Annotated in this window: 20 protein-coding genes and 1 other RNA gene; 16 read left to right on the plus strand and 5 right to left on the minus strand. The window is 70.1% G+C overall.

Annotation, left to right across the window (positions count from 1 at the left end):
* Positions 1-19: 19 nt before the first annotated feature.
* The 12 genes from ACQP2F_RS08725 to ACQP2F_RS08780 all read left to right on the plus strand — a co-directional run bounded on the left by ACQP2F_RS08725 (position 20) and on the right by ACQP2F_RS08780 (position 10,230).
* A complete protein-coding gene (locus tag ACQP2F_RS08725) occupies positions 20-1,201 on the plus strand; it encodes an MFS transporter (RefSeq protein WP_433302324.1) in 1,182 nt (393 codons plus the stop codon).
* A 9-nt stretch (positions 1,202-1,210) separates the two neighbouring features.
* On the plus strand, positions 1,211-1,675 hold the full coding sequence (locus tag ACQP2F_RS08730; RefSeq protein ID WP_433302326.1) for a MarR family winged helix-turn-helix transcriptional regulator: 465 nt from the start codon (positions 1,211-1,213) through the stop codon (positions 1,673-1,675).
* 30 nt (positions 1,676-1,705) lie between these two features.
* Positions 1,706-2,407, plus strand: coding sequence for a hypothetical protein (locus ACQP2F_RS08735; RefSeq protein ID WP_433302328.1), 702 nt, complete (start codon positions 1,706-1,708; stop codon positions 2,405-2,407).
* 14 nt (positions 2,408-2,421) lie between these two features.
* Positions 2,422-2,982, plus strand: a complete 561-nt coding sequence (locus ACQP2F_RS08740; protein ID WP_433302330.1) for a GNAT family N-acetyltransferase — start codon at positions 2,422-2,424, stop codon at positions 2,980-2,982.
* 78 nt (positions 2,983-3,060) lie between these two features.
* Positions 3,061-3,582 (plus strand): hypothetical protein, encoded by a 522-nt coding sequence (locus tag ACQP2F_RS08745; protein ID WP_433302332.1) that lies wholly within the window; start codon positions 3,061-3,063, stop codon positions 3,580-3,582.
* Positions 3,572-3,880, plus strand: a complete 309-nt coding sequence (locus ACQP2F_RS08750; protein ID WP_433302333.1) for a RyR domain-containing protein — start codon at positions 3,572-3,574, stop codon at positions 3,878-3,880. The genes ACQP2F_RS08745 and ACQP2F_RS08750 overlap by 11 nt, the downstream gene beginning before the upstream one ends.
* Positions 3,881-3,966: 86 nt before the next feature.
* Positions 3,967-5,532, plus strand: coding sequence for an MFS transporter (locus ACQP2F_RS08755; protein ID WP_433302335.1), 1,566 nt, complete (start codon positions 3,967-3,969; stop codon positions 5,530-5,532).
* 41 nt (positions 5,533-5,573) lie between these two features.
* Positions 5,574-5,819, plus strand: coding sequence for a hypothetical protein (locus tag ACQP2F_RS08760; protein ID WP_433302336.1), 246 nt, complete (start codon positions 5,574-5,576; stop codon positions 5,817-5,819).
* A gap of 160 nt (positions 5,820-5,979) precedes the next feature.
* Positions 5,980-7,278 carry a glycoside hydrolase family 18 protein gene (locus tag ACQP2F_RS08765; protein ID WP_433302337.1) on the plus strand — a complete coding sequence of 433 codons (1,299 nt, stop codon included), beginning with the start codon at positions 5,980-5,982 and terminating at the stop codon, positions 7,276-7,278.
* Between the two features lie 146 nt (positions 7,279-7,424).
* Positions 7,425-7,670 carry a DUF3311 domain-containing protein gene (locus ACQP2F_RS08770; RefSeq protein ID WP_433302339.1) on the plus strand — a complete coding sequence of 82 codons (246 nt, stop codon included), beginning with the start codon at positions 7,425-7,427 and terminating at the stop codon, positions 7,668-7,670.
* A gap of 4 nt (positions 7,671-7,674) precedes the next feature.
* Positions 7,675-9,321, plus strand: a complete 1,647-nt coding sequence (gene mctP, locus ACQP2F_RS08775) for a monocarboxylate uptake permease MctP (RefSeq protein WP_433302340.1) — start codon at positions 7,675-7,677, stop codon at positions 9,319-9,321.
* Positions 9,322-9,477: 156 nt separating this feature from the next.
* Complete coding sequence (locus ACQP2F_RS08780; protein ID WP_433302342.1) at positions 9,478-10,230, plus strand: ankyrin repeat domain-containing protein; 753 nt, start codon at positions 9,478-9,480, stop codon at positions 10,228-10,230.
* Here ACQP2F_RS08780 and ACQP2F_RS08785 read toward each other — a convergent pair.
* On the minus strand, positions 10,220-10,825 hold the full coding sequence (locus tag ACQP2F_RS08785; RefSeq protein WP_433302344.1) for a kinase: 606 nt from the start codon (positions 10,823-10,825) through the stop codon (positions 10,220-10,222). The genes ACQP2F_RS08780 and ACQP2F_RS08785 overlap by 11 nt on opposite strands.
* Positions 10,826-10,984: 159 nt before the next feature.
* A complete protein-coding gene (locus tag ACQP2F_RS08790; protein WP_433302346.1) occupies positions 10,985-11,860 on the minus strand; it encodes a helix-turn-helix transcriptional regulator in 876 nt (291 codons plus the stop codon).
* Positions 11,861-12,135: 275 nt separating this feature from the next.
* On the opposite strand from ACQP2F_RS08790, the gene ACQP2F_RS08795 reads away from it, so the two are divergent.
* Entirely contained in the window at positions 12,136-16,581 is a 4,446-nt protein-coding gene (locus ACQP2F_RS08795; RefSeq protein ID WP_433302348.1) for a chemotaxis protein CheB, read from the plus strand.
* A gap of 13 nt (positions 16,582-16,594) precedes the next feature.
* Here the strand turns inward: ACQP2F_RS08795 and rnpB are convergent.
* An RNA gene (rnpB, locus tag ACQP2F_RS08800) (RNase P RNA component class A) lies at positions 16,595-16,987 on the minus strand.
* A 43-nt stretch (positions 16,988-17,030) separates the two neighbouring features.
* On the opposite strand from rnpB, the gene ACQP2F_RS08805 reads away from it, so the two are divergent.
* Positions 17,031-17,798: a sulfite exporter TauE/SafE family protein gene (locus ACQP2F_RS08805; RefSeq protein WP_433302349.1), complete on the plus strand. Its 768-nt coding sequence runs from the start codon at positions 17,031-17,033 to the stop codon at positions 17,796-17,798.
* Here ACQP2F_RS08805 and ACQP2F_RS08810 read toward each other — a convergent pair whose 3' ends face one another.
* Both ACQP2F_RS08810 and ACQP2F_RS08815 read right to left on the minus strand, forming a co-directional pair.
* Positions 17,799-18,719 carry a threonine/serine dehydratase gene (locus ACQP2F_RS08810; protein WP_433302351.1) on the minus strand — a complete coding sequence of 307 codons (921 nt, stop codon included), beginning with the start codon at positions 18,717-18,719 and terminating at the stop codon, positions 17,799-17,801.
* A gap of 11 nt (positions 18,720-18,730) precedes the next feature.
* Positions 18,731-19,789 carry a type I glyceraldehyde-3-phosphate dehydrogenase gene (locus tag ACQP2F_RS08815; RefSeq protein ID WP_433302352.1) on the minus strand — a complete coding sequence of 353 codons (1,059 nt, stop codon included), beginning with the start codon at positions 19,787-19,789 and terminating at the stop codon, positions 18,731-18,733.
* Positions 19,790-20,329: 540 nt separating this feature from the next.
* Here ACQP2F_RS08815 and ACQP2F_RS08820 point away from each other — a divergent pair.
* Positions 20,330-21,466 carry a hypothetical protein gene (locus ACQP2F_RS08820; RefSeq protein ID WP_433302354.1) on the plus strand — a complete coding sequence of 379 codons (1,137 nt, stop codon included), beginning with the start codon at positions 20,330-20,332 and terminating at the stop codon, positions 21,464-21,466.
* A 39-nt stretch (positions 21,467-21,505) separates the two neighbouring features.
* Positions 21,506-22,108, plus strand: coding sequence for a GTP cyclohydrolase II (locus ACQP2F_RS08825; RefSeq protein ID WP_433302356.1), 603 nt, complete (start codon positions 21,506-21,508; stop codon positions 22,106-22,108).
* Positions 22,109-22,116: the final 8 nt, after the last annotated feature.

Consider the following 22,116-nt stretch of genomic DNA (forward strand, 5'->3'; position numbering starts at 1 on the left):
TTCGTCTAGCGTCGGTCGCATGGCCGTCACCCACCTTCACCCGGCCCCGGCCCTGCGCCGGGCGCGCGTCGCCACCTCCGTGATCTTCGCCGTGCACGGGTCGGTGACGGGCACCTTCGCGGCCCGTGTCCCCTGGGTGGCCGACCACGTCGGGGTGAGTGCGGGCGGTCTCGGGCTCGCGTTGCTCATGCCCGGCGTCGGCGCGGTCCTGGCGATGCCGATCTCCGGCCGGCTCGCGCATCGCTTCGATCTGCGTCCGCTCGTACGCGTGCTGATCGTCCTGTGGTGTCTCGCCCTGCTCCTCCCGGCCCTGCCGGCGAACCTCCCCCTGCTCTGCGCGGTGCTGGCGATCTACGGCGCCACCGCCGGGCTCGCCGACGTGGCCATGAACGCGCACGCCGTCCTGGTCGAGGAGCGCTACGAGCGATCGGTGATGTCCGGCTTCCACGGCTGGTGGAGCGTCGGCGGGCTGGCCGGCTCCGCGGTTGCGGCGCTGGCCGCCCGGGCCGGTCTCGGCGCGCCGTGGCACTTCGCGCTGACCGCCGCCGGGCTGATCGTGATCGCGCTGCTCGCCTCGACCTGGCTGATCTCGCACCGTCCCGAGCCGACCGTGGACGAGCCGCCGGCGTTCGCACTGCCGTCCCGCGAGGTGCTGCCGATCGGGCTCATCGGCCTGTGCGCGGTCTTCGCCGAGGGGGCGAGCCTCGACTGGTCCGCCGTCTACGTCCGCGACCTGCTCCACCACCCGGCGTCGACGGCGGCCGCGACCGTGGCGATCTTCTCGATCTGCATGGCGGCCGCCCGCTTCGGCGGCGACTGGGTGGTGCGCCGGCTCGGGCCGGTCACGGCCGTGCGGCTCTCCGGGGCGCTGGCCACGATCGGCGCGCTGACCGTGGTGCTGGCCACGCCGGTAGCCCTGGTGATCGCCGGGTTCGGGCTGCTCGGCATCGGGATCGCGGTCGTCGTGCCGCTGGTGTTCGCGGCCGCCGGCAAGCTCGACGGGCATCCGGGGCGCAACATCGCCGGGGTGGCGGGCATCGCGTACGGGAGCGGTTTGATCGCCCCCGGCATCATCGGTGGCATCGCCCATGTGTCGAGCCTGACCGTGTCGTTTACGCTGATCGTGGGGCTGATGGCGGTGATGGGCCTGTGCGCGACCGTCCTTCGCCCGCGCGTGAGGCCGCTTGCGAGGTCGCTGTAACATACAACTATGAGTGATGACGCGGTCCTGGGCACGATCGAGACGCAGGTGGCGATGCTGATGCGGCTCGGCGAGGCGACGCGCCGTTCCACGGGTGTCCAGCCGCACCGCGCGCTCGACCGGGCGGCGTACGTCATCCTCCGCCAGCTCCAGCAGGACGGCCCGCTCAACGTCTCGGTGCTCGCGGCCGCGCTGAATCTCGACGGCTCGACGGTGACGCGCCAGGTCACGGCCCTGCAGAAGGACGCGCTGATCGAGCGCCGCGCCGACCCCAGGGACGGTCGCGGCACGGTGGTGGCCGCCACCCCGCTCGGGCTCGAGCAGGTCGAGGCGGTACGGCGGGCGCGGCGGGTCCTCTACGGCACCGTGCTCCAGAAGTACTCCGACGCCGAGAAGCGGGAGCTGGCCGAGGCGCTCGAGCGCTTCAACGCGGCGCTGGCCGAGCACATGCGCAGCCGAGGGCGGACGGTGTAGCTTTTCCGGCCGGCGGGAACATTCATCGGCGTGAACCTCTCCCTTCGCTGGCCCGCGGTCCTTCTCGGCCTCGCTCTGCTTATCGTCTTTGTCGTCGGGTTGGTGGCGATCCTGGTCGGGCTCGGTCGCGACAATCCAGACAAATCCGAAATGTCCGGCGCCCGGGACGGCGTTCGGAACGCCACCTTCGAGGTGGTGGGCGGTGCCACGTCGGTGCACGTGCGCGCCGGTTCGCTGGGGGACAATCTTTATCGGGTCACGACGTCGGGCGGGCTCATCGGTCGGATTGATCGCGACAATTCAGACGTACGGCTGGGATTGTCCGGAAATTCGGGTGTGGTGGACGTGGTGCTGAACGCCGACGTGGGCTGGACGTTGCGGATGACCGGTGGCGCCCAGGACATGCGGATCGACATGGCCGGCGGCACCACCGACGCGATCCAGCTGGCCGGCGGCGCGAGCCGGATCGACCTGGTGCTGGCCCGTCCCGCGCGGCCCACCGCCGTGACCATGACCGGCGGTGTCGACCAGTTCGGGGTCCGGCTGGCGGCGGGCACCCCGGTCCGGGTCGCGGCCGCGTCCGGCGCCGGCCAGGTCACCATCGACGGCCGGACCCACCAGGGCGTCGGCGGCGGCCAGGTCTTCACCGCCGGCGGCTGGCGGGACGGCGTGGCCGGGGTCGACGTGCAGGCGAGCGCCGGCGCCGGGGGCATCACGATCACCGAAGGCTAGATACCGTTCCGGCCATGGAGCTTTCCGACAACCCGTTGATCGGCGCCCGGATCCGGCTGCGGGAGATGCGCGACGAAGATCTGGGCGATCTGGTGACCTGGTGGCAGGACCCGGCGGTGCTGACTTTGCAGACGAGCGGCCCGCTGCTGCCCCGCCCGGGCGACGCGCTCACCGAGCAGTTCCGCTCGTGGGGCCGCAACCAGGGCATCGACGCCGGCTTCACGGTGACCACCCGCGACCAGGACACGATCATCGGGCACGTGGCCCTCTTCGGCGCCGAGGCGCACAACCGCACCGCTACCTTCGCGATCATCATCGGCCCGCCGTTCCAGGGCCAGGGCTACGGCGGCGAGGCGGCCCGGCTGATCCTCGCCTACGGCTTCCGCGAGCTCGGCCTGCATCGCATTCAGCTTCAGGTTCTCGGCTCCAACGAGCGAGCGATTCACACGTACGCGAAAGCCGGTTTCGTGGAAGAGGGGCGCGACCGCGAGGCCGTCTATCGTGGCGGCCGCTGGCACGACCAGCTCCGGATGGCAATTCTCGATCGCGAGTGGTGGGCCGCAAATCCGGGCTAGGCACCCATTCGACGGACTCGGCCGGTTCCACAGTGGCCCTACCATGGGCCAGACCCGGCCGAGGAGGTTTCCCCGCACATGCAGATCCGCCGCATGCGAATTCCGGTCTTCGTCTCCGCGCCCAGCCCGGAAAACCTGAACCCGGTCCAGACCGCGAGCGCCGAAATGATTCACACGCTGGTCCGCCGCTACAAGCTCGAATGGCGCGCGCTCGGGCGCAGCGACTATCCGAACGACCTCCCGCTCAAGGAGGTGCTCCGGATGATCCGGCACTGCTCGGGCGGCATCATCCTCGGCTTCGAGCAGTTCCGCATGACCGGCGGCCAGGTCCGGCCCGGCAGTCCCCGCGCCGGGACCGCCGACATGTCCTTCCCCACCCCGTGGAACCACCTCGAGGCCGGCATCCTCTACAGCGCCGGCCTGCCCCTGATGATCTTCCGGGAGCCCGACGTCCGCGGCGGCGTCTTCGACGTCGGCAGCACCGAGGTCTTCATCCACCCCATGCCGACCGAGACGATGCCCAAACAATCCCGCGACGACCTGGACTCGGTTTTCCAGAACTGGGTGGCCAAGGTGCGGACTCATTATTATGGCGACTGATTACCGGCCGAGCCCGCTGCCCACCGACCACGTTCCCCTGCCCGGCGACATTCTCGCCCTGGTCGAGCGCCTGGCCGAGAACGCGCACGAGGTCTGGGCCGTGGAGCGCATGACCGACGGCTGGCGATACGGCCCGTCCCGCGACGACGAAAAGCGCGAGCACCCATGCTTGGTGCCCTATTCCGACCTGCCGGAACGAGAGCGCGAATACGACCGGGCACTGGTGCTCACCACGGTGCGCACCATCCTCGCGCTGGGGTACACCATCACCCGCGACGCCCCCGGCGACCCGTCCTGACTGCCCGCCTGTCCGTCGACCGATGGACAAGCGGTTCCAGCCCTCGACGGATATCCGCGGTCCGCGGGCGATGAAACGATCGACGCATGTCTCAGCCTGACGCGCCTGCCGCCCGCTCGAAGAACATCGCCCTCATCGCGATGCTGCTCGCGGTGGCGATGACCTTCATCGACCAGACCATCGTGGCGATCGCCTCGCCGAACATCCAGTCCGAGCTGTCGCTGAGCGCGGAGGGCTCGCGCTGGGTGATCAACGCCTACCTCCTGGCCCTGGCGGCCACCTTCGCCTTCGGTGGGCGGCTCGCCGACGTGCTGGGCCATCGCCGGATGGCGACGATCGGCATCATCGGGTTCGCCGCGTCCTCGCTGCTGTGCGGGCTCACTCCGAAGAACGGCGCGGCCGAGGCGTGGATCATCATCTTCCGGGCGCTGCAAGGTGTCTCCGGCGCCATCATGATCCCGGCGGCGCTCGCGGTGGTCATCTCGGCGTTCCCGGTCCGCGAGCGCGGCCGGGCCATGGCGATCTTCTTCGGGGTCAGCGGTGGCCTCACCGCGATCGGCCCGATCGCGGGCGGTTTCCTCACCCAGTGGACCTGGCGGGCGATCTTCTGGATCAACGTGCCGATCGCCGTGCTGGCGCTGATCCTGCTGGCCGTCGCACACATCGCGCCGACCCGCCGCCGGGAGCGGATCGACTACATCGGCGCCCTGCTCGCCGCGGCCGGCATGGGCTTGTCCGTGCTCGGCTTCGAGCAGGCGCCGGTATGGGGCTGGGACAACCCCGGCACCTGGCTGTGCATCGTCGGCGGCCTGGCCGTCATCGTGATCTTCGTGGTCGTCGAGGCGCGTACCAGCAGCCCGCTGATCAAGGTCCGGATCTTCCGCGACCGTGCCTTCGTCGTCGACAACGCGGTGCTGTTCCTCGCGATGATCGCGTTCGTGCCGGTGTTCTTCTTCGCCAGCGTGTACGCCCAGTTCTCGCTCGGTTTCGACGCCAACGAGGCCGGCCTCTACCTGCTCGTCTTCTTCGCCGGCTTCGCCCCGGCGGCCCAGGTCGGCGGCCGGCTGCTGGACAAGCGCGGTGCCCGGCTGCCGGTGATCGCCGGGTCGGCGGTGGCGGCGATCGGCTTCGCACTGTGGGCCTGGAAGATCACCGATCTCAGCCTGGGCGCGCAGTGGCCGTACATCGTCATCGCGGGGGCCGGTATCGGCCTGCTGCTCGGGCCGGCCAGCACCGACGCGGTCAACCGGGCGATCGGCGCCTCGTACGGCGAGGTCACCGGCATCACTCAGACCGTGCGCAACTACGCCTCGGCGTTCGGCGTCGCGGTGCTCGGCACGGTGCTGTCCACCGTCTTCGCCCACCGCCTGGTGTCGTCGCTGGTCGGGCTCGGCATGCCGCGGTCGCAGGCGCAGAGCCTCGCCGACTCGGCCGGCGCGCAGGGCGGCGGAAGCGGCGGCGCCATCCCGGCCGCGGTGGCCGACGCCGTCCGGCACGACTTCGCCGTGGCCACCGGCTGGGTCCTGGGCGGCATGGCGATCGCCCTGGGCCTCTCCTTCCTGGTGTCGCTCGCGCACCCCGGCGGCCGGTCGCCGCAGGGCGGTACGGCCGTGGTGGCGGAGGAGCCGGCCGCGGCGGCGGAGCCCGCCTGACATCCGGTCGCGCTCCACTGTCCCTAAGGTCCACGCCGCTGATGTCCGGGTACGTCCCGTGCCCGTCGAAGTGGACGACGTGGTACGGCCGCTCCGCGCCGGCGGCGGCCCGCAGCACCTCACCGAGCCGGGCGAACGTGGCCGGCCGCACCGACCCGGCGGTCTCCCGGTGGGTGCGCACGAACTGCCGGGCGGCCAGCATCAGGGCCCGTCCGCTGCCCGGCTCGCGCAGCAGCTCCCACGGCAGGCCGGGCGCCTCGGCCGGATCGGACCGGAACTCGGCGTAGCGCACCCTAGCGAAGTCGCGCCGGCAGCGGGCATCCCCGCGAAGCCGGATAGCCATGCCCCGGCGCAGGCCCGGAGGATCGGACGATTGCTTCGGCGGCTGTGGACGTTTAGCTTCCTCGATTAGGAAACTTTCTTCAACGTTTCGGCCCTGGAGGGCTCATGCGCGGTCTGACCCGCCGCCTCGTCGCGGTGGCTGCTGTGGCCACCTCGATCGTGGCGGTCTCGCCTGTCGCGGCACAGGCGCATGGTGGTGGTGGCAAGGGCAAGTCGTACGTCAAGGTCGGGTACTTCACGCAGTGGGGTATCTACGGCCGCAACTTCCAGCTCAGCAAGGTGCAGAACTCGGGGGCGGCCGCCCGGCTGACCCACGTCAACTATGCGTTCGGGCCGGTCACCAAGGACGGCACCTGCATCTCGGCCGACCCCTGGGCCGACTGGGGCACGTCGTTCCCGGACGAGCTCAGCGTCGACGGCGTCGGGGACGTCGCGGGGCAGCCGCTGGCCGGCAACCTCAACCAGCTCGCGGAGCTCAAGGCCAAGAACCCCAGGCTCCGGGTGCTGATCTCGCTGGGCGGGTGGAGCGGGTCCGCGTACTTCTCGGACGCCGCTCTGACCGACGCCTCGCGTAAGAAGCTCGTCAGCTCCTGCGTCGATCTGTGGATCAAGGGGAACCTGCCGGAGCACGCGCCCGGCGTCGCGGCCGGCATCTTCGACGGCGTCGACCTCGACTGGGAGTGGCCGGGCTCGGACGGCAACGCCGGGAACGTGATCCGGCCCGAGGACAAGCAGAACTTCACGCTGCTGGCCGCGGAGTTCCGCAAGCAGCTCGACAAGCTCGGGCGTACCACCCGCAAGCACTACGATCTGACGGCGTTCCTGCCGGCCTCGCCCGCGAAGATCGCGGCCGGGTTCGAGGGCGACAAGATCTTCAAGTACCTCGACTTCGGGACCGTGCAGGGCTACGACTACCACGGCACGTGGGAGACGCGGACCAACCAGCAGTCGTCGATCTTCGTGCCCAAGGGCGCGCCGGACAACCCGGACTTCTCGGCCGACAACGCGATCAACGCCTGGGTGCAGGCGGGTGCGCCGAAGCGCGAGCTCGTGCTCGGCATGCCCTACTACAGCCAGGGCTGGACCGGGATCACCTCCGGCGGCGACGGGCGGTTCGCGACCGCGACCGGTCCGGCGCCGAGCGTTTTCGGGGGCGGCACCGAGGACTACAAGACGGTCAAGAACCTCCCGGGCTTCAAGGTCTACCGCGACTGGAAGGCCGGCAACTCGTGGCTTTTCGACGGGACGACCTATTGGACGTACGACGATCCCGCCCAGCTTTTGCAGAAGACGTTCTACATCCGGGCCAAGGGCCTGGGCGGGGCGATGATGTGGTCCCTGGACGGCGATGACGAGAACGCGTCGCTGACCAAGGCCGTGAGCTTCGGCCTGTCCCACCGCTAGACCCTTCCGCGCGGGCGAGGTGGTGCCGTTGAGCGCACCGCCTCGCCCGTTCGGCGCACAGTGATCGACTGATTCCGTCCCGCATCGTTAGCGTCCTTGGTGGGCCCTCATCCCCGGCCCGACAAAGAGCGAGGAGGTGCGGCTGGATGGCCGAGCCTGAATCTCCTGAGCCGGCGGTCGTGCAGGAAAGCGCCGCCGTGCAGCGAAAGTCCGATCACAGCCCGTGGAACTGGCTGCTGATCATCCCCATTGTGGTGCCCTTGCTGACGTTCCTCTACAACCACGACTCCCCGCGGTTGTGGGGCTTCCCGATGTTCTACTGGTTGCAGTTCCTGTTCATTCTCCTCGGCGTGGCGACCACCAGCCTGGTCTACCGGATGACGAGGCGGTGACCCGATGAGCGACCACATCACCGAAATCATCATCTTCACGGTGCTGTTTCTGCTGGTCAGCGGCATGGGCTTCGTGGCGGCCCGGTGGCGGGCGCCGAACGACATGGCCCATCTGGACGAGTGGGGACTGGGCGGCCGCAGTTTCGGCGGCTGGATCACCTGGTTCCTCGTCGGTGGGGACCTCTACACCGCGTACACCTTCGTCGCCGTTCCCGCCCTGATCTTCGGCGCCGGCGCCGCGGGCTTCTTCGCCGTGCCCTACACCGTCATCATCTATCCGCTGTTCTTCCTGATCCTGATCCGGCTCTGGTCGGTGTCGCACCGGCACGGCTTCGTGACGCCGGCCGACTTCGTCCGCACCCGGTTCGACTCGCCGACGCTCGCGCTTCTCGTCGCGATCACCGGAATCGTCGCGACCATGCCGTACATCGCGCTCCAGCTGGTCGGCATCGAGGCGGTTCTCAAGACGATGGGCGTGACCGGCGACAGTTTGCTGGCCCGGCATGCACCGATCATCATCGCGTTCGCGATCCTCGCCGCGTACACCTATCAATCGGGTTTGCGCGCCCCCGCGCTGATCGCCTTCGTCAAGGACACGCTGATCTACATCGTGATCCTGGTGGCGGTCATCTATCTGCCCTACAAACTGGGCGGCTGGGGCGGCATCTTCGACGCGGCCGACAAGAAGTTCCAGGCCTCGCCGAACCCGGGCGACGGCATTCTGCTCAATGCCAACAACCAGATCCAGTACGTGACCCTGGCGCTCGGTTCGGCCCTGGCATTGTTCCTCTACCCGCACAGCATCACCGGCGTGCTGGCGAGCAAGAACCGGAATGTCATCAAGCGCAACATGTCGGCGCTCCCGGCGTACAGCTTCCTGCTGGGTCTGATCGCCCTGCTCGGCTACATGGCCATTTCGGCGGGCGTGAAGCCGCTGCCCGGCGCGAAAGCGGGCACGGTGGACAGCAACACGGTGGTGCCGTTGCTGTTCGACCAGAAGTTCCCGTCGTGGTTCGCCGGCGTGGCCTTCGCCGCCATCGGCATCGGCGCGCTCGTTCCGGCCGCCATCATGTCGATCGCCGCCGCCAATCTCTTCACCCGCAACATCTACAAGGAATACCTGAAGCGCGACGCCACGCCGGCCGAGGAGGCGAAGGTCTCGAAGATCGCCTCGCTGGTCGTGAAGATCGGCGCGGTCGCCTTCATCGTCTTCCTCGACCCGCAGTTCTCCATCGATCTGCAACTGATCGGCGGCATCATCATCCTGCAGACCGCGCCCGCGGTCGCGCTGGGCCTTTACACCCGCTGGCTGCACCGGGGCGCGCTGATCGCGGGCTGGGCGGCCGGAATGGCGCTGGCCCTGTGGATGCTCTGGCAGATTCCGAACGCCGCCACCAAGAAGGCCCATTTCGGCGGGTCCGCGTTCCCGCTCGAGAAGTTCTGGGGCTTCGACTCGCCGAAGACGATTTACGTGGGATTCGTGGCCGTGGCGGTCAACCTCGTGGTCGCCGTTCTGGTGACGTTCCTGCTCCGCGCCCTGAAGACGAACGAGGGCGTGGACGGTACGACGCCGGACGACTATTTCGCCGACGAAGGCGACCCGCGTGTGGACCGCGAGAAGACGACCGTCGAGACCGTCTCATCGACGTAGGACCGGACCCGCTCCCGGGTCGGAGGGCGCCGCTTCCCCGTGGGGGAGGCGGCGCCCTCGCCGTCCGTGCGGCGCCCACTCCTGCCCGGTCGGCCGGTCGGCCTTGCCTCGCGAACCTGCCACGCTGGTCGCAGTGACTCGGCGAAGGAGGCGCCCATGTCCGTCCACTCCGTCCACGACGATGAACTGCTGGCCGCCGCGGAGGCCCTCGACGTCAAGGCCGTCACCGCCGCGCTGGAGGCCGGCGCGGACGTCGACGCCCGCGCCCTCGACGGCCGGACCGCCCTGATGACGGCGTCGATTCGCTACTCCGTCGAGATCATGGAAGTGCTCCTGAACGCGGGCGCCTCCGTCGACCTGAAGAGCCAGATCGGGGAGACCGCCCTGGTCCTCGCCGCGATGCGCCGGGGCGGAGAGCCGATCCGGCTGCTGCTCGACTTCGGCGCCGATCCCAACCTCGGCGACCGCGCCGGCAAGCGGCCGCTGATGTGGATGGTCGACACCCAGTTCCACCGCGGGCTGGACACCTCGGCGAGCGTCGAGCTCCTGGTCCGGAGCGGTGCGCGCATCGACGACCGCGACGACACGGACCGCACGGCGCTCATGTGGGCCGTGATCACCATCGGCTTGCCGTTCGACGTCCGGCCGCCGGTCATCACCGCGCTGGTGCGGAACGGCGCCGACGTCGGCGCCACCGACATCAACGGCGAGACCGCCATGTTCCACCTGGTGCGCTCCGTCGACCAGGCGCTGGCGTTGGACGAGGGCCCCGAATGCATCCGCATCCTCGTCGACGCCGGGGCGAATCCCAACGCGCAGAACAACGAGAACAAGACGCCGCTCGGGATCGTCGACCCGCGGAACCATCTGGTGCTCGACCTGCTGCGCAAGCTGGGCTTCACCGAGTAGTCATCTCACCTCCCCGGCGCGAGCAGGCCGGGCAGCGGGTCGGGCAGGGGGTGAGCGCTGACGCGTACGCGAGCCCGCTGCTGTGCAAAATCGTGGTGACCGTACGGTCGAGGCTGCTCTCCTCGCCGATGATGTGCTCGCCGGGGATGCCCAGCACGTCGTGTTCGGTGTACCAGCCGCGCATGTCGTCGGCGGTGAACCCCGCCTCCGGCCGCTCCCGATGGCGGCGCACGGTCTCGGCGAACGGCACGTCGAGGTAGTACACGGCGACCGTGCCGCGGTGATCGGCGGCCAGCCGGCGCAGCACGGTCCCGTAGCGTGCGGCGTGCAGGATGCCCTCCAGCACCACGTGGTAGCCGCTGTCGAGCGCGGCCCGGGCGACCGCGGCGATGAACCCCGGCGCGACCGGCTCGGCGGCGGCGATGTCGTGTTCGCGCAGGACGACCCGGCGCAGCTGGTCCTGCTCGACCAGGGCGCAGCCCCGCCCGTACCGGCGGCGCACCTCCCGCGCCGCGGTGCTCTTCCCGGAGCCCGAGTTCCCCCGGATGATCACGAGGGTGGGAAAGGCGGGCGCGCACTCACCGGGGCCGGACATCGCCACAGGGTGCCACAGCGGAAACCGCGCGAGGAGGTTGGCCGGTACGCCCGATTCTTGCTGCCAAACGTGATCCGAGCCGCACGTGATCTCAACGATCGACCGGTCGCCTCCTGTCCGCAGTCGCGGTCGCAGGTGCCGGGCAGGCGACGGCTTTGATCATCTACTACGCAGAGTCATGGAGGGCGGGATGCCGTAGGCAGCGCGGTAGTCGGCGCTGAATCGGCTCTGGTCGACGAAGCCCCATCGGGCGGCGATGGCGCCGACCGTGGCGCCGGTGCTCGGGTCGGCGGTGCGCAGGTCGCGGTGGGCGTGCTCGAGCCGGACGCGGCGGAGGTAGCCGGCGGGGGTGGTGTCTAGGTGGCGGCGGAAGGCCAGTTGCAGGGCGCGGATGCTGACGTGCGCGGCGGCGGCGATGTCGGCGGGGCTGATGGTGCGGTGGGCGTTGTCGTCGACGAAGCTGATGGCCCGGCGCAGGCTTGCTGGGTGGGCATCGTGGCGGTCCTCGATGGTGGGGTCGGTCAGTGCGGTGTTCGGGAACGCCGTGAGGGTTGCCGCGGCGAGCAGCTGCGTCACGGTCGCGAGGACCAGTGGCGTAGAGGCTGCGGGGCTGTCCAGGAGGTCGGCGGCGTACGTCCGGGCGTTCCACCATTGCTCGGCCGCGGCCGCCGAGACCGGGTTGAGGCTGGTGAATCGGATCGACTGGGGCCGCCGGTTGGGTGCGGTGGCCGCGACCTTGGCCAGTTCGGTCAGGTCGAGCAGGCAGCTGGTGTACTCGCCGGGCTGCATGCGGGCGGTGTACTGCCGGTCCTGATACACACCGAGGCAGAGGTCGCCGGGCCCGTAGCGTTGGTCGCTACCGCCCCGGCTGTGATGCAGGTGGGCACTGACGAGCCGGCAGACGGTCACCATGTTCAACGGCTCGATCTGCAAGTCCAGGACGGCGGACTGCCGCATGGTGTGAATGGTGAAGGTGGTGGCGTCGGCGACGCTGAAGCGCAGCAGCGGGTGCTTCGGCTTGCTGCGGACGCGCATGGCCGCACTGTCGTAAGTGCCACTGAGGAAGGCCGCGATGGCTTCGGCATCGGTGAGTTCGATCGTCGTGGTGCGCGGCGCGCCTGAGAAGTTGGTCGCTCCCCATCGCGTGGCCACGGTCGCCTCCACCCCGTCGGGCAGCCTGCCTGCGGCGACAGCCCGGCACTCCCGGCGCCCGTTCCACCCGCGACGCCGCTGGCGAACACGCTACGCGCGAACCCAGGCGCGAATCGAGGCGGTGTCATCGACCACGGGTCGCGGTAGCGTGAGAAATTATGGCGCAGACGCCGACGGGCTCGGGGAGCGCCGCGCGGGACGGGGAAGGGCGCGGCGTCGACGTCGTGGCATTGGTGACATCGGCGGGCGGCCTGGAGGCGCTGTCAGCCGTTCTTCGCGTGCTGCCGCGTGACTTCCCTGCGGCGGTCGTCCTCACGCAGCATCTCGGGGGACAGGGGAGCGCGCTGGCCGAGATCCTCGATCGACGGATCGCGCTTCCGGTCAGGTGGGCGCGCGAGGGCGGCCGGGTCGAGCCGGGGACGGTGACGGTGTGCCCGCCGCGGTCGGTGCTCGAGGTATTGCCCGACCGCACGTATGCGGTGCGGCCGGCGGAGAAGGTTCTCGCGGAGCGGCCACTCGACGCGCTGCTGACGTCGGTCGGTGACAGCTTCGGCCCTGCGTCGCTCGCGGTGGTGCTGACCGGGATGGGAGGCGACGGTGCCGCGGGGGCTAGCGCCGTGCGCGCCGCGGGCGGGCGGGTGATCGCGCAGAGCGAGGACACGGCCGAGCAGCCGTCGATGCCCGCCGCCGCGGTGGCCGCGGGCGCGGTCGACCTGGTGCTGCCGTTGCACGAGATCGGCGCGACGCTGGTCGATGTCGTGGCCGGCCGGCGTCTGCCGGTGCCCGGCTACGAGGCGGAGGCGGTCCGGCGCACCTTCGGCGAGCACGGCGAGATCGCCCGGCTCGCACGCGAGATCGACTGGGCGGCAACCCCACTTGGCGCCGTCAGCACATGGCCGGAGGCGCAGCGAGCGGTCACCCAGTTGGCGATGGCGGCTCAGTACCCCGTGTCGTTGCACCTCGGCGCGGAGCACATCCTGCTCTTCAACGAGGCGGCCCTCCCTTCGATGGCCGGCGAGTACAAGCGCGTGTTCGCGGTGTCCAGCATCGAGTCCTATCCGGAGGTGGCCGACTACCTCCTCCCTGTGCTCGCGCAGGCCCGTGCCGGCAACCCGGTTCGGCACGAGACGGTGAAGGTGCCGTACGTCCAGGGCGGGCGCATGCTCGACGCCTGGTTCGATGGGTTGTACACCGCCGTCTGTGCGGCCGACGGCACGGTCCTCGGCGTGCAGCAGACGTATTTGAACCGGACGGACGAGGTGCTCGGCCGGCGCCGGCTGCAGACGCTCAACCGGCTCGCCGTGTTGCCCACCGCACCCACCCGTCACGCGGCTCTCGAGGCGGCGGTCGGCGTCCTGTCGAGCGCGGAGGACGTGCCGTTCGTGGCGGCCTACCTGCTGGATCCGGCGCGCTCGGGGGCGTCGCTCGTGGCGGTGAGCGGCGCCGAGGCGGGAAGCGCGATGGCGCCGCACCGGCTGCGGCTCGCGCCCGGGGCGGCGTGGCCGCTGGACCGTGTCGTGAAGGAGATGTCGGAGGTCCTCCTCGACGACGTCGCCGAGCGGTTCCGGGGGCAGCGCGTGACGGAGGAGCGGTTGTCGCTGGAGCAGGCCGTCCTGCACCCGCTGCGCGATCAGGGGGCCGACGGCGGCGTCGTCGGCATCGTCATCCTGGGCGTCCTGCCGACCGTGCGGCTGGACGACGGCTACCGCGGCTTCCTCACCCTGGTCGGCGAGACCGTGGGTGCCAAGGTGCACGAGGCGCACGCGCGGCAGCGCGAACGCGATCGCCTGCGTCGCCTCGCGGAGCTGGATAGGGCCAAGACCGACTTCTTCTCCAACGTGAGCCACGAGTTCCGGACGCCGTTGACGCTGATGCTCGGTCCGTTGGAGGAGCTCGGCCGGGACGGCGACGGGCTCTCGCCGCAGCAGCGGGCCGACGTCGAGCTGGTCCGCCGCAACGCGCGTCGCCTGCAGCGGCTCGTCGGGACCATGCTCGACTTCTCGCAGATCGAGGCGGGGCGGCTCCGGGCGACGTTCGCGCCGGTCGATCTCGCCGAGCGCACCCGCGAGATCGTCGCCCAGTTCGAGAGTGCCGCCCGCCGCGCCGGAGTGAGACTCGAGGTCGACCTCGCGCGGCTGCCCGAGCCCGTCTGGGTGGACGTCGAGATGTGGGAGAAGATCGTTTCCAACCTGGTCTCGAACGCGTTGAAGTTCACGTTCGAGGGCAAGGTCCGGGTCACGTTGCGCGCGTTGCCCCAGCACGCCGAGCTCGTCGTCCATGACACCGGGGTGGGCATTCCCCAGGAGGAGCTGCCACACGTCTTCAAGCGCTTCCACCGGGTGCGGGGCACACGTGCGCGCACGCACGAGGGGGCGGGGATCGGGCTCGCTCTCGTCGATGAGCTCGTGCGCCGCCATCACGGGCGAGTCCGGGTCGCCAGCACCGTGGGAGAGGGGACGACGTTCACGGTCTGGATCCCCTCCAGGCGGCGGCCCGTGGCGCTGGACACGGCGCCGCCGACGGACCCGCCGTTGCAGGTCGCGGCCGCGATGGCCGAGGAAGCCTCGAGCTGGGGTGATGCACCCGCGGCGGAGTTGTTCGCCGACGACTGGACGGCCCGGCACGAGCTCAGCGGGTACGCCCCGGCGGCGCGCATCCTGGTCGTCGACGACAACCAGGACATGCGCGACTATCTGGCGCGTCTGCTGGCGCCGCACTGGGAGCTGGCGACTGCGGCCGACGGCGCACAGGCCCTTGCGCTCGCGCGCCGCGACCCGCCGGAGCTCGTCCTCGCCGACGTGATGATGCCGGGCCTGGACGGCTTCGCGCTGCTGCGCGAGCTGCGCAACGACGCGGACCTGAGCGGGATCCCGGTCGTGCTGGTCACGGCACGGGCCGGTGAGGAGTCGGCGATCGAGGGCCTGCTGGCCGGCGCGGACGACTACATCGTCAAGCCGTTCTCGGCCCGCGAGCTCGTGGCACGTGTCGCCGGTCAGCTCGAGTTGGCGCGTGCGCGTAGAGGCGCGTTCGAGCTGAACGAGTTCCTCGTCAGGTTCTCGGACACCGCCCGCGGCCTGTCCGAACCGGGAGCTGTCGCGGAGACCGCATGCCGGATGATGATCGAACGACTCCAGGCGCGCCGCGCCGCCTGGGCGGAGATCGACCACGAGACACAGGAGTACGTCGCCGACTGTATCGTTCTCGCCGACGGCACACGCGCCGAGCCTTCGCGATGGCCACTCGACCCGGACGACCGGTTCGTCTCCGAACATGTCGCCGGGCGATCTGTCGTCTATACCGACAGCACGAATGACCCGCGGATCTCCCCTCGGGCCGTGGGCGAGATGGCGAAGCATGGGCTTCGATCGGGCATCGCGGTCCCGATCTACCTCGAGGGCGAGTTCCACGCGGTTCTCTCCGTGAGCGACCCGCAGCCACGGCTCTGGACGTCCGACGAGCTCGCGCTCGTCGAAGCGCTGGCGGGTCGTGCGTGGGCAGAGGCGGAACGCACCCGCGCCGAGGTGGCCCTGCGCGAACGCGACCGGCAGACGGCTGCGGACCTGAAAGCGATCACCACGCTTTACGAGCTCGGCAAGCAATGCGCCGATCCGGCCCTCGATTTTTCCACCGGCTTGCAGGCCGTCCTCGACACCGCCGTGGCGATGGTCGGCGCCGACAAAGGCAATATCCAGGTGGTGGACCCGGTGTCCGGCACCTTGAAGATCGCGGTTCAGCACGGCTTCGAGGCGCCGTTTCTCGAGTTCTTCGCCGCGGTGGAAGCCAAGGACTCCGCGGTATGCGCCCAGGCGTTCGCCACGCGCAGCCGGGTCGTCGTCGAAGACGTGCGGCAGAGCAAGCTGTTCGCCGGACAGCCTTCGCTCGACGTCTTGCTGGCTGCGGGCGTGCGCGCGGTTCAATCCGCGCCGCTCATCTCCCCGGACGGCCGCGTATTCGGGATGATTTCGACGCATTTCGCGGCGCCGCGCAAGCCGGCCGAGCGCGAATTGCGGATGATGGATCTGGTCGTTCGACAGGCAGCCGATTACCTGGAGCGGCGGAAGGCCGAAGCGGCGCTGCGCGAGAGCGAGGAGCGGCAGGCGTTCCTGCTGAAACTGAGTGACGCGCTCCGGCCGCTCGGCGACCCGGCGGCGGTCCGGACGACTGCTGCCCGCCTGCTCGGAGAGCAACTCGGCGCGAACCGCTGTCTCTACGCCGAGGTCGACGGCGACGAATGGCTGATCGAAGATGCCTTCGGGCGGGACGTGCCCCCACTCCCACCCGGCCGGTACGACATCGCGCAGTTCGGTCAGTGGATCATTGACCGCCACCGGGCCGGCGAGCTGCACGTCTTCGACGACTTGAGCTCGGACGAACGATTCGACAGCGCGCAACGCGACGCGCACGCGGCGCTCTCGATCCACGCCGGCATCGCGGTGCCGCTGGTCAAGGACGGAACGCTCGTCGCCGTCCTGACCGTGCACCGCGCGGCCCCGCATCAATGGACCGAACGCGAGATCTCGCTCGCCGTGGAGACGGCCGAGCGCACGTGGGCCGCCGTCGAGCGCGCTCGATCCGAGCGCGCGCTCCGGCAACGCCAACACTGATCAGGCGGGAGGACGGACGAGTCGGCCTGTACGCCGGATTCTGTCCCGGCTTTCGCCGGGGGCGGTCATCCATCTCGGCCGGCCGTTGCCGGCCGGCTCTTGCGGCCTACCCGCAGGCTCGGGCGAGCAGCCCTCGAACGCCTGCGCCGGCCGGGGCCTCGCGGTCCCGGCCTTTCTTGGCCTTGCTCCGGGTGGGGTTTACCTAGCCACCCCGGTCGCCCGGGGTGCTGGTGAGCTCTTACCTCACCGTTTCACCCTTACCGGCCTCGCGGCCGGCGGTCTGTTCTCTGTGGCACTGTCCCGCGGGTCACCCCGGGTTGCCGTTAACAACCACCCTGCTCTGCGGAGTCCGGACGTTCCTCGGCGACGCCCCGCGGGGCGCCGACGCGACCGCCCGGCCGACTCGTCCGTCGGGAGGATTCTAGCGACCACGTAGATTCGGCCTTGCCATGGATCTCTCGCATGTACTTCTGCTGCTCGTCGCCGGGGTCGCCGCCGGCGGGGTCAACGCGATCGCCGGCGGCGGGTCGCTCATCACCTTCCCGAGCCTGATCGCCACGGGGCTGCCGACCGTCGACGCCAACGTGACCAACTCGGTGTCGGTCTTCCCGGGGTACGTGTCGAGCGTCGTCGGCAGCCGGGCCGACCTCGCGGGCCAGGGGCGCCGGGTGCGGGTGATCCTGCCCACCAGCCTGGTCGGGTCGGTCGGCGGCTGCGCGCTGCTGCTGCTCACGCCGGCCCGCGCGTTCGAGGTGATCGTGCCGTTCCTGGTGCTGGGGGCGGCGGCCACGCTGGCCTTCCAGGAGCGGCTGCGCGGGCTGGTCGGGCATCCGCGGCAGATGTCGCCGAGGCGGGCCGCGCTCACCCTGCAGGCCGTGGTCTTCGTGGGTGCCGTCTACGGCGGTTACTTCGGGGCGGCGCTGGGCGTCATGTACGTGGCGGCGCTCGCCCTGATCCTCGACGAGCCGCTGAAGCGGATCAACGCCCTCAAAAACGTGCTGTCGGCGGCGGTCGGCCTGGTCACGCTGGTGGTCTTCGCGATCTTCGCGCACGTCCACTGGGACGCGGTGCTCGTCCTGGCGCCGGCGACAATCATCGGGGGGTACGCCGGGGCGAAGCTCGCGCGCCGGCTTCCGGCGCGCGTGCTGAGGATCCTCATCGTCACCTTCGGCACCGTGATCGGCCTGGTGCTGCTCTTCCGGGCGATAAACGGCTGATCACACCAGATCCGACGGGTCGGTGTTGGCTCCGCACAGCAGCACCACCACGCGCTCGGACGGCGCCGGGACGTACGCGCCGGACGTCAGGGCCGCGTACGCCGCCGCCGTCCCGTGCTCGACCACCAGCCGGTAGTCGTCCCACAGCCGCCGCCGGGCGTCGACGATCGCCTTGTCGTCGACCAGCAGCGCGCTGATCCCGGCGTCCCGGGCCAGGTCAAAGGCGATCTCCCCGGCCCGCCGCGCCCCGAGCGAGTCGGCCGCCACCCCCGAGACCGGCACGTCGACCGGCGCCCCCGTGCGCAGCGCCGCGTGCAGCGCGGCCGAGGTCGCCGGTTCGACCGCGACGACGTCGGCCGAGTCGCGCAGGGCGGCGATCAGGCCGGCGATCAGGCCGCCGCCGCCCACCGCGACCAGCACGGTGTCGAACCCGTCCGGCAGCTGGGACAGCAGCTCCAAGCCAAGCGTGCCGTTCCCGGCGACCATGTCGGGATCGTCGTAGGCGTGGCAGAAGTAGGCGCCGGACGCCTGCGCCCACTCCACCGCCGCCAGGTACGCCTCGGCGTACTCGTTGCCGGTCTGCACGACCGACGCGCCGAGCTTGCGCAGCTTCTCCACCTTGATCGCGGGCGCCGTCGACGGCACGTAGACCTCGGCCGGCACGCCGAGCTCCCGGGCCGCGTAGGCGGCGGCCAGCCCCGCGTTACCACCGGAGGCGGCCACGATACCGGCCGACGGCAGGACACCCCGGGTGGCGGCCGCGATGATCTGGTTGAACATGCCGCGGGTCTTGAAGCTGCCCGCGTGCTGCGTCAGTTCGAGCTTGAACCAGACGTGGCGATCGGCCCGCATGACCGGCGTCCGCCGGATCCGGTCGCTGATCCGCTTCTCCGCCGCCCGTACGTCGCCGATGTCAGTCATCAAGGCCGACTCTAGGCGATGCTCCAGGTCATCCGCCGGGACGGGACGGGTGAGCTATCACCTACCAGCCGCGCGAGGTCGAGCAGCCGGTTGGAGAAGCCCCACTCGTTGTCGAACCAGCCGCGCACCTTCACGCCCCCGTCGGCGGTGGTCTGCGTGCCCGAGGGATCGAACAGGCAGGACGCCGGGTTGTTCTTCACGTCGATCGACACGGTGGGATCCGGGTCGTACGCCAGAATGCCGCGCAGTGGTCCGGCCGCCGCCTCGGCCATGGCCCGGTTGACGTCCTCGACGCTGACCGCCCGATCGGTCAGGCCGGAGAGCTCGGCCAGCGACCCGATCGGGGTGGGCACGCAGTAGTAGCTGTAGCGCATCTCGCCGATCTCGGGCAGCGCCACCCGTACGAGATCGCCGACCACGTAGTTGTGCGGGATGATGCTCTCCCCGGTGGCCCGGCCGAGACGCGGATCCTCGCGCGAGGTGCCCACCACCGAGTCCTGCGCCTTCTGCCAGCCCTGGACGGCCAGCACCACCGAGGTGTTGACCGACCGCAGGCCGAATCGATCCAGCAGCACCTTGGCCATCACGGTCAGCGCGTTGACGCCGCACGAGCCGGGGGAGACCACGTCGTGAATGTCCGGGTCATAGGTGTGATGGTTGGCGCCGTAGACCAGGAACGCGTCCGGGTCGTCGGCCGAGGCGCTGATCACGACCTTGCGGGCGCCGCCGTGGGTGATGTGCGTGCGGGCCGTGGTGCCGGCCCGGAAACGGCCGGTGGCCTCGATGACCACGTCGACACCGGCATCGGCCCAGGGGATGCGCTCGGGCTGCGCATGATGGAATACGCGGATCGCATGGTCATTCACGACGAGGTGGTCGGCGCGTGCCGTGACGGTGCCGGGAAACGAGCCTCGAATGCTGTCGCGACGCAGTCCATAGGCCATTTTCTCGGTCGACGCAAGGTCGTTCACGGCTCCAATGGATATTCCGGAATCTCCGGAGGCGGCCACTATCCGCGTGATACTGCGGCCGATCCGTCCTAACCCGTTGATGCCGATCGTGACAGTCATCGAGGCGCTCCTAGACCGCTTGTGATCCGTGCTTTGTCGCGTGCCCGCGACGGCTCCGGTAACCCGGACGCCCACGCGGTGTCACGCCTCCGACACTAAGAGTCGTGCAACTTGCACGTCAACGCGGGGCGCTCCGCGAGCCTACCTAGATCCACATTAGACCAGGTCGGCGGCGTCACACGTTCGTGAACGGTGACTTTCGGGCATTGCTGGCGCTTGATGCGACATCGCTCGGAAAGGTGAATGAGTAACCTGCCGACGGCCCGCGTCATCCGGACTACCTGCGCGCTTTCCGGCCAGGCGTGCCATTCTTCGGCGAGAATTTCAGCGCGGACACGACGGATCGGTATTCCGGATCCGGGCGGCCGCGTGGTGACAATCACTGAGCTGGATGTCTGTTCGAAAGGGCAACGGCCCGGAGTGCTATAGGGGCCCCGCCCGGCGCTCGCCCGGGTGGCCGCGGCGCGGTCGACGAGCTGGGCCGTGCCCTTATCGGCGAATCCGCCTCATGATGGGCTTTCGTCCGTAATGCTTCCAGGTGTGGTAGCCCAGGAGAACTCGCCGGCCGAGTCGGTCATGCAGTTCCGGCGCTTCGCGCTCGCGGTCTGCGTGATCGGCGTGCTCGTCCAGCTCGGCCTGACCGCCTACTACCTGAGCATGGGCCACAAGGCCCAGCCGCACCACCTGCCGGTCGGCCTGGTCACGCCCGCGAGCAAGCGCGACGCGGTGATGAACCTGCTGTCCCGGAACGACAACTTCAAGGTCACCGACTACGCGACCGCGGACGACCTGGTCATCGCGATCAAGCGCCGGGACGTCTACGGCGGCGTGGACATCACGGCGAGCAAGCCGCACCTGTACGTGGCGAGCGCCGCCGGGCCGGCCGCCGCGAGCCTGCTGCGCGCCACCTACACCGGCGTCGTCCAGCAGCAGACCGCTCAGACCCTCGACCAGCTGGCTTCCCAGGGCATGACCATGACGGTCAGCGCCGCCCAGGACCTCAACACGCCGCCCGCGGTCACCGATGTCGTGCCGCTGCCCAGCGACGACGTCAACGGGGTGTCGCTCGGCTTCCTGACCCAGGCGCTGGCGCTCGGCGGCACGATCGCCTCGATGGGGCTCGGCCGGCTGATCCCGCGTGCCCGGCGGTCGTGGCGGCGCGGCCTGGCCCACGTCACCATCCTGATCGTGTACGCGATCGGCTCCGCCGCCGTGATCCTGTGGTCGATGACCTGGTTCGGCGTCGGCGAGACCGCGGACCGGGGCGAGATGCTCGGCATCTTCTCGCTGATCTCGCTGGCCATCACGGCCTCGACGGCGGGCGCGGTGGCACTGCTCGGCCCGGCCGGCGCGCTGGTCGGCGCCGTCTACTTCACGCTCGGCACGGTCATCTCCGGCGCCAGCATCCTGCCCGAGTTCCTGCCCGCGTTCGGCCGGCGGGTGGGTGAGTACCTGCCGACCGGCGCCGGGGTGCAGGCGGTCCGCGACGACCTGTACTTCCCGGCCGCGCACATCTCCGGGCACCTGACCGTGCTCGGCCTCTACGCCGGCATCGGGGTGCTGATCGTCCTGATCACCAACATGCTGCCGCACGCGAAGAACACCACCTCCGAGGTCGAGCTCGACCTGGTCGAGCGCCTCGAGGGGGCGGAGCGGCGCGAGCCGGTCAGCATCTGATCCCTCAACTCGGCCGGCCGGCTTCCGATCTCAGGGGCCATGTCCGTGCGTACGACCGTCACCGTCCCGATGCGCTTTCCCGACGGCTTTGCCGCCACCGCCCGGGTGACCACGTTCTCCGGCCTGGTCGACGGCCGGGAGCACCTGGCGCTGGCGTTCGGCCCGGAGACCACGACACCGCTCGTGCGGATGCACTCGGAGTGCCTGACCGGCGACGTCTTCGGGTCCGAGCGGTGCGACTGCGGCCCGCAGTTGCGCGAGGCGGTCGAGCGCATCTCGGTGGCCGGGGGCTACCTGCTCTACCTGCGCCAGGAGGGGCGAGGCATCGGCCTGTACGCCAAGCTGGACGCCTACGCGCTGCAGGAGGCCGGCCTCGACACGTACGCGGCTAATCGGGCATTGGGGCGTGGCGACGACGAACGGGACTATGCCGCCGCCGCCCAGATGCTGCGGGTGCTCGGCGTCACGTCGCTCGATCTGTTGACCAACAATCCGGACAAATCCCGGCAACTGCGCTCGCACGGGATCGAGGTTCGTGACGTGGTTCCGACCGGGGTCTACGCGTCGGCGGCGAATGTCCGGTATCTGGCGGCCAAGGCCGCCCAGACCGGGCACACCCTGTCGCTGCCGATCGCGGGCTGACACTCAGA

This window comes from Actinoplanes sp. CA-030573, assembly GCF_050951115.1.
GTDB lineage: Bacteria > Actinomycetota > Actinomycetes > Mycobacteriales > Micromonosporaceae > Actinoplanes.

Excerpts from the sequence above, each read along its gene's own strand:
- ACQP2F_RS08725 (WP_433302324.1), top strand. The coding sequence starts at position 20 with ATGGCCGTCACCCACCTTCACCCGGCCCCGGCCCTGCGCCGGGCGCGC.
- ACQP2F_RS08730 (WP_433302326.1), top strand. The coding sequence starts at position 1,211 with ATGAGTGATGACGCGGTCCTGGGCACGATCGAGACGCAGGTGGCGATG.
- ACQP2F_RS08740 (WP_433302330.1), top strand. The coding sequence starts at position 2,422 with ATGGAGCTTTCCGACAACCCGTTGATCGGCGCCCGGATCCGGCTGCGG.
- ACQP2F_RS08745 (WP_433302332.1), top strand. The coding sequence starts at position 3,061 with ATGCAGATCCGCCGCATGCGAATTCCGGTCTTCGTCTCCGCGCCCAGC.
- ACQP2F_RS08750 (WP_433302333.1), top strand. The coding sequence starts at position 3,572 with ATGGCGACTGATTACCGGCCGAGCCCGCTGCCCACCGACCACGTTCCC.
- ACQP2F_RS08755 (WP_433302335.1), top strand. The coding sequence starts at position 3,967 with ATGTCTCAGCCTGACGCGCCTGCCGCCCGCTCGAAGAACATCGCCCTC.
- ACQP2F_RS08760 (WP_433302336.1), top strand. The coding sequence starts at position 5,574 with ATGTCCGGGTACGTCCCGTGCCCGTCGAAGTGGACGACGTGGTACGGC.
- ACQP2F_RS08765 (WP_433302337.1), top strand. The coding sequence starts at position 5,980 with ATGCGCGGTCTGACCCGCCGCCTCGTCGCGGTGGCTGCTGTGGCCACC.
- ACQP2F_RS08770 (WP_433302339.1), top strand. The coding sequence starts at position 7,425 with ATGGCCGAGCCTGAATCTCCTGAGCCGGCGGTCGTGCAGGAAAGCGCC.
- mctP (WP_433302340.1), top strand. The coding sequence starts at position 7,675 with ATGAGCGACCACATCACCGAAATCATCATCTTCACGGTGCTGTTTCTG.
- ACQP2F_RS08780 (WP_433302342.1), top strand. The coding sequence starts at position 9,478 with ATGTCCGTCCACTCCGTCCACGACGATGAACTGCTGGCCGCCGCGGAG.
- ACQP2F_RS08785 (WP_433302344.1), bottom strand. The coding sequence starts at position 10,825 with ATGTCCGGCCCCGGTGAGTGCGCGCCCGCCTTTCCCACCCTCGTGATC.
- ACQP2F_RS08790 (WP_433302346.1), bottom strand. The coding sequence starts at position 11,860 with ATGCGCGTCCGCAGCAAGCCGAAGCACCCGCTGCTGCGCTTCAGCGTC.
- ACQP2F_RS08795 (WP_433302348.1), top strand. The coding sequence starts at position 12,136 with ATGGCGCAGACGCCGACGGGCTCGGGGAGCGCCGCGCGGGACGGGGAA.
- ACQP2F_RS08805 (WP_433302349.1), top strand. The coding sequence starts at position 17,031 with ATGGATCTCTCGCATGTACTTCTGCTGCTCGTCGCCGGGGTCGCCGCC.
- ACQP2F_RS08810 (WP_433302351.1), bottom strand. The coding sequence starts at position 18,719 with ATGACTGACATCGGCGACGTACGGGCGGCGGAGAAGCGGATCAGCGAC.
- ACQP2F_RS08815 (WP_433302352.1), bottom strand. The coding sequence starts at position 19,789 with ATGACTGTCACGATCGGCATCAACGGGTTAGGACGGATCGGCCGCAGT.
- ACQP2F_RS08825 (WP_433302356.1), top strand. The coding sequence starts at position 21,506 with ATGTCCGTGCGTACGACCGTCACCGTCCCGATGCGCTTTCCCGACGGC.